This is a genomic window from Alkalibaculum bacchi (assembly GCF_937875145.1).
GTDB lineage: Bacteria > Bacillota > Clostridia > Eubacteriales > Alkalibacteraceae > Alkalibaculum > Alkalibaculum bacchi_A.
The window spans coordinates 1-5,877 of record NZ_CALNCS010000101.1 but is presented as its reverse complement, the minus strand read 5'-3'; the positions used below and the strand labels follow the sequence as shown (position 1 = coordinate 5,877).

The window sequence follows — 5,877 nt, the reverse complement described above, 5'->3', positions numbered from 1 at the left end:
TTACATCTACCTTCCCAGATTTATCCAGTGGTATAAAAGATGCTCGTCAGCAATTACAGTAGCGGGGGCTGCAACGGAGTTTAACCGTTTTCCCATATATTTATTTACTTTCCTATATATTAACATATGTTTTATAAAAACGCAAGAACTTTCTTATATATAAGTAAATTCGTGAAAGTTCGCTTTTGACCTTAACAGCTGTCCTGTCTAATATGAGCAAGATTCATCTATTAGATTCATAGAATCTAACCTTAGAATATTGATGGCTGATAAGGAATTGCTGATGGTTAAGCTTTTTTGCATTCATATAATTTGTGATAGATTTCTTTTCCCATCCATTCTCTACAAATCTCTACGCCTTCATTGGCGTTAATAGAGTATGCATCCGCACCGATATGCTTTGCGGCTTCATCTGTAAGGGGAGTACCGCCTACAATGATTTTTACATCACTTCTAAGTCCAGCCTCTTTTATGACATCAACCGTGCGTTTCATAGCATCAATAGCTAATGTAAGGACACCGCTTAGGCCAATGATATCTGGCTTTATATCATGAGCTTTTTCTACAAAAGCATCTGCTGATTGATCGATGCCTATATCGTAAACTTGAAAGCCAGCTGCTTCGGACATGCCTTTAAAAATATTTTTCCCTATATCATGAAGATCCCCTTGTACGGTTCCGATGAGCATTTTACCAATATAGTCTCCTTCTTTGTAGTGGGAAATATACGGTTTTAATTTATCGATGATTTCTGTCATGAGCTCACCAGCATAAATTAAATCACCTAGAAAATATATTCCATTATGATAGTAATCGCCGACAATTCTCGTCCCTTTTTGGCTGTAACGAATGATCTCCCAGGCGTTTTCCTCTGTAGGATTTTCTCCTAAGTATTCATCGATCAGTTCAAATAATAAATCCTCGTCTAACTCCCCTATTGCATTTTGAATATCCTCTAATTTCATTACAAATCCCCCCTACTATTAAGTTCTAAGTAGTATATTATAAGTTCTATGTAAAACTTTCATATCACCATAAGTGACTATGATTTTACTTAGAACATAGAACTTAGAACGACCTTCTTGGAATCATGATTACATCTACTCCCATATCTAGTGCTGATTGTACTTTTTCTTCTACTCCTCCAGATGTTCCACTATCTTTTGTGACCAGATACTTAATCGCGTGTTCTTGAATAATAGCCCGATTCATTTCATAGCTAAACGGTCCTTGCATGGCGATGATATTCTTAGGGGTAAAGCCTAAATTTTCGCATTTTTCTAATACTTGTGATGTAGGCAATACTCTTATATAAATTCGATTTTTGAGAATCTTTTGAAAAGCTTGGATATTATTGCTACCAATAGCAAGTAATATATTACCTTCCTTTTCTATAAGAAGATTGCAGGCTTCCTCATAGCTATGGGCTAAAATTAGCCCCTTTGCACCCTTTTTTTCAATGAATGAATCTCTTTCTATAACACGATATGGAATTTTAAGGTTCTTGGCACATTTTATCATATTTTCTGTCACTTGAACAGCATAAGGATGGGTAGTATCGATTATTTCATCAATATTTTTATCTTGGATAAATGCAATCATCTCTTCATAATTCATCTTCTTATTATTAATAATCAAGTTTTCGTGAGGTTCGTATAATGAAGCTCCATACTCTGTAGCTGTTGATACTATGACTTTTTCACCACATTTTAATAATTGCTGAACATATTGTCTACCCATCTTGGTGCCAGCAAATACTAGTTTCAAATGCTGTACCCCCTAGGTGTAATAATATATTTGCCGTTAATATAGGTTTTAGAGTTTCCGATGATTACTGTTGAAAACATATCTACATCACAATTTGACAACTCACCTAAAGTAGAAATCTGTACGCTTTGGTCTTCTCTAAAAGCACTGCGCACAATGCCTACTGGAGTATCTGGAGATTTATATTGCAAAAGGATTTCTTGTGTTTTATTGATGTATTCTGTTCTTGATTTGCTCTTTGGATTGTAAAGTACTACGATAAAGTCTCCCTTGCCTGCACAATGAATACGATTTTCAATGGTTTCCCATTTTGTCAACCAATCTGATAAAGAAATCGTCACATAATCATGCATTAATGGAGCACCTAATATGGCGGCACTAGAATTGCCAGCTGTTACACCAGGGATGATTTGAACGTCAAAATCAGACATAGAGTATTCTTTGCTAATAATCTCAAGGATTAAACCTGCCATACCATAAACACCTGCATCTCCACTACTAACAACGGAAACGGTATTTCCTTTAGATGCTAATTCAATGGCCTCTTTGCAACGGTCTACTTCTTTTCTCATGCCATTGCTTACTACTTGTTTGCCTCCTATCAGATCTTTGATCAAATCAATATATGTATTATAACCAATAATAATATCGCTGTCCTTTAAAGCATTCACAGCAGAAAACGTCATATTTTCTCTATTTCCTGGTCCGATTCCAACTACGTATAATTTATTCATTTAAAGCCTCCTCATTTTTCTTCCACAAAGATAATGTTATTCCAGCATTCGCCCTTCTGCTTAAGAGACAAGTACCTCCATGAGATGAAATATATCCACATGGTTCGCTTACATTGCCTACTCCGATGGTCTTCTTTACAAAAGAGGATTGTTTAAATTTGTCCTCATGCTTTGCGATCTCACTTCGAGAAATGATTTCTAAATCTAAACCTAAGCGCTCCTTAGCTTTTAATAAGCCCTTTTCGTTTTTCTTTACATCTACAGTTGATAATGTTGAAATAGCATGTATACTAATATTTAATTCCTTTAAAATAGCGCAAATAAAGTCTACTATTGCATCCGCTGACGTATCTTTTCTGCAGCCAATACCAAAGATTAAGTTTTTGCTCATTAATTGTACAAAGGGTATGTCGAGTTGAATCTCATCTTTTTGCGAGATGATAATGACACCATCATAATTTACTAATTCATCGTAATCTTGGACCAGGACTACATTGTCACATACAAGATCTCTATGAATGAAAATCTTATCCTCATTGATAAGAGCAATAGATTCTTCATTTAAAATCATAGCAGTAATCTCTTTTGCACGAGTAAAATCCACAATAGATAATTTATGTTTCATAGCAAAAGTATCTACTGCCATCTTTCCATTTACATCCGAAGAGGTGGTGATAATAGGTGTAGCCTTTATAATTTGACTTAAAAGCTTAGCATCTTCATTGCCTCCACCAATATGACCTGATAAGAGGCTAATGACAAATTGCCCTTTGTCGTCCATGACTAAAATAGCAGGATCTTTTAATTTAGACTGTATATATGGGCTAATCATCCTCACTACGATGCCGCTTGCCATAATAAAGATAATCGTCTTATAGGATTTGTATACGTCACGGACAATTTCCTTTAAATCATCACCTACTTTTGTCACTCCACTAGTATGGTATTTTTCAAGGGTATAGATATGGAAATTTATTTTCCTCTTACAAAGGTCTGCTACTTCTAGCGCCCTTTGAACGCCTTTTTTACTTACTGTAACAATTGCCCAGGTTTCCAAGTTTATTTTCCTTCCCTAAACATATGTGTAAAGTTCTTGTCGTAGAGTTTTGATAATTCGTACTCGTCACCCAAAAAATTTCCTACTAAGATTTGAGCTTGCTTTGTAATGTTTTCATCAGCAACTTTTTCTGCGATGTTTTCTAAAGTACCTAAGACAATCTTTTGATCTGGCCAAGTAGCTCTTTGCACTACTGCCACAGGAGTGGTGACAGGATAATGAATGGTCAATTTTTCAATGACTTTATTAATCATTCCGACAGATAAGAAAATGGCCATAGAAGCTTTGTGAGAAGCTAGTTTTTCAAGAGATTCTTCTTCTGGTACTGGAGTTCTGCCTTCCATTCTCGTACAAATAACCGTTTGAGAAACATTAGGTAGAGTAAACTCTTTTTTCATAGCCGCTGCAGAAGCGGTAAATGAGCTTACACCTGGAATGACTTCACATTCAATACCTTTTTCTTCAAGGGGATCAATCTGCTCCCTAATAGCACCATAAATACTTGGGTCTCCTGTATGTACTCTTGCTACATCTTTGCCCTCATTTATAGCCTTTACAGTTACCTCTAAGACTTCATCTAGATTCATAGAAGCACTGTTGTAAATCTTTGCATCCTCTTTACAGCCTTCTAAAACTGCAGCATTTACTAAAGAGCCTGCATAAATAATCACATCACTAGAATCAATAATTCTCTTTCCCTTTAATGTCAACAATTCAGGATCCCCTGGACCCGCTCCTATAAAATATACTTTAGCCATACACTCATACCTTTCCTTTTTTAGTTTGTGTACCGGGCGAACATTAAGATCCTTCGCTCTGCTCAGGATGATTGGTGCAGTAAATAGGGTCCTAATGGACAGCGACTAGCTACCTACTCTTAGTACTTTCGCCACCAGCGATGGTAGTATGGTTTTGCTGACCACCTGACCACCTATCTTTCTAACTTTAAACTCTAAACTCGGTGTTTCCACGCTTTAACTACAAAGACGGGATTTAGCCCCTGCATCATAGTGATGTCCTTTACAATTCTACTCTTAGCGATCGTTACTTGTGTGCACTCGTATTCATAATCGTTCTCCTTTAGCGCTTGAAGAAAAGCGTACAAGTTTTCTATAGTAATAAAGTTAGCGACTACAATACCATTAGGATTTAAATGCTCCTCTGCCCACTGTAAAATTTCACCTATGTTTCCTCTACTTCCACCAATGATGATTCGATCTACTTTATTAATTCCTTCAAAAGCTTCTGGCGCCATTCCTTGAATGGGAAGGATGTTTGTAGCTTGAAACTTTTCAATATTCTTTTTAATGAGCTCGATACCTTCTTCTACTACTTCTACTGCGTATACCCTTCCATTCCTAGCTAAAAGGGCACACTCTATAGATATAGAGCCTGTACCTGCTCCAACATCTAAAATGACACTATCTTCTTCTAATTGGAGCTTTGAAAGGGTAATGACTCTTATTTCTTCTTTTGTCATGGGCACTTTTGCCCTGATAAACTCTTCATCAGGTATGCCAAAATAAAATTTTCTTTTTTCATTCATCGGCAATTACCACAACACATAAAGAATCTGTAGGGTACTGAGCTGCTTCGCCTACACTTAAACAACTGATCTTTTCATCAGCATAGGAAAGCCTCTCTCCAATAAAAAAACATTTATGTGTTATTCCCTTCTTCATCAATTCATTTGCCATGTAGTTTGGAGTGATTTTTTGGTCTGTAAGAAAAAACACCTTTTTGTTTTCCTCAACTAACTTAATAAAATCCGTATCTTCCCCATGAACGCTGCTAAGGACTGCATCTTGCCAGACCATAGACAACCTTGAAAAAAAATACGTAAAGGAGCTGATTCCCGGTGTCACCCTTACCTCTATACCCTGCGTATTTTTCTTTATATAAGAAAGCATACTGTGATAGCCAGGGTCACCGGACACTAAAACCCCAATCTTTTTATCTTGATAATTCTTATTTATATACTCTATAAGTTCTTTTAAATTGTTTCGTATAATAAGGACTTCTTTATCAGATGTAGGTATACCCTCCAAATTACGCTCTCCTGCAATAAGGACATCTGCTTCTTTTATTTTTTTTAAGCCAGCAGGCAATATATAATCGGGATGACCTGGACCTAATCCAATAACATCTATGTGATTGTATTTCATCCTTAATCCTCTCTTTACTATTTATCCTGAAACAGGGGAATCATTTGTTTCCCATTTTCATCTACTTTTAAAATACCATGACTGTTCGTATACATAACTAGTCCAATATTGGCATCATTATGGATTCGAGATAATATATGATAACGAACTCTTT

The 5,877-nt window shown here is 36.2% G+C and carries 7 protein-coding genes and 1 riboswitch; all 7 genes read right to left on the bottom strand.

What is annotated here, in order from left to right:
• A riboswitch (cobalamin riboswitch) is annotated at positions 1-139 on the bottom strand. This riboswitch is flagged as partial in the annotation.
• Positions 140-287: 148 nt separating this feature from the next.
• The 7 genes from Q7P22_RS06545 to cbiE all read right to left on the bottom strand — a co-directional run bounded on the left by Q7P22_RS06545 (position 288) and on the right by cbiE (position 5,723).
• Positions 288-965 carry a B12-binding domain-containing protein gene (locus Q7P22_RS06545; protein WP_303862180.1) on the bottom strand — a complete coding sequence of 226 codons (678 nt, stop codon included), beginning with the start codon at positions 963-965 and terminating at the stop codon, positions 288-290.
• Positions 966-1,068: 103 nt separating this feature from the next.
• Positions 1,069-1,767: a precorrin-6A reductase gene (gene cobK, locus Q7P22_RS06540; RefSeq protein ID WP_303862178.1), complete on the bottom strand. Its 699-nt coding sequence runs from the start codon at positions 1,765-1,767 to the stop codon at positions 1,069-1,071.
• On the bottom strand, positions 1,764-2,501 hold the full coding sequence (cobJ, locus tag Q7P22_RS06535) for a precorrin-3B C(17)-methyltransferase (RefSeq protein ID WP_113919838.1): 738 nt from the start codon (positions 2,499-2,501) through the stop codon (positions 1,764-1,766). Before cobJ ends, cobK begins: the two co-directional genes overlap by 4 nt.
• Positions 2,494-3,558 carry a cobalt-precorrin 5A hydrolase gene (gene cbiG / locus Q7P22_RS06530; protein WP_303862173.1) on the bottom strand — a complete coding sequence of 355 codons (1,065 nt, stop codon included), beginning with the start codon at positions 3,556-3,558 and terminating at the stop codon, positions 2,494-2,496. The genes cobJ and cbiG overlap by 8 nt, the downstream gene beginning before the upstream one ends.
• Positions 3,559-3,560: 2 nt before the next feature.
• Positions 3,561-4,316: a precorrin-4 C(11)-methyltransferase gene (gene cobM / locus Q7P22_RS06525; protein ID WP_303862170.1), complete on the bottom strand. Its 756-nt coding sequence runs from the start codon at positions 4,314-4,316 to the stop codon at positions 3,561-3,563.
• 194 nt (positions 4,317-4,510) lie between these two features.
• On the bottom strand, positions 4,511-5,104 hold the full coding sequence (gene cbiT / locus Q7P22_RS06520) for a precorrin-6Y C5,15-methyltransferase (decarboxylating) subunit CbiT (protein ID WP_303862168.1): 594 nt from the start codon (positions 5,102-5,104) through the stop codon (positions 4,511-4,513).
• Entirely contained in the window at positions 5,097-5,723 is a 627-nt protein-coding gene (gene cbiE / locus Q7P22_RS06515) for a precorrin-6y C5,15-methyltransferase (decarboxylating) subunit CbiE (RefSeq protein ID WP_303862165.1), read from the bottom strand. Before cbiE ends, cbiT begins: the two co-directional genes overlap by 8 nt.
• Positions 5,724-5,877 lie beyond the last annotated feature (154 nt).

Excerpts from the sequence above, each read along its gene's own strand:
- cbiT (WP_303862168.1), bottom strand. The coding sequence starts at position 5,104 with ATGAATGAAAAAAGAAAATTTTATTTTGGCATACCTGATGAAGAGTTT.
- cobM (WP_303862170.1), bottom strand. The coding sequence starts at position 4,316 with ATGGCTAAAGTATATTTTATAGGAGCGGGTCCAGGGGATCCTGAATTG.
- cobJ (WP_113919838.1), bottom strand. The coding sequence starts at position 2,501 with ATGAATAAATTATACGTAGTTGGAATCGGACCAGGAAATAGAGAAAAT.
- Q7P22_RS06545 (WP_303862180.1), bottom strand. The coding sequence starts at position 965 with ATGAAATTAGAGGATATTCAAAATGCAATAGGGGAGTTAGACGAGGAT.
- cbiE (WP_303862165.1), bottom strand. The coding sequence starts at position 5,723 with ATGAAATACAATCACATAGATGTTATTGGATTAGGTCCAGGTCATCCC.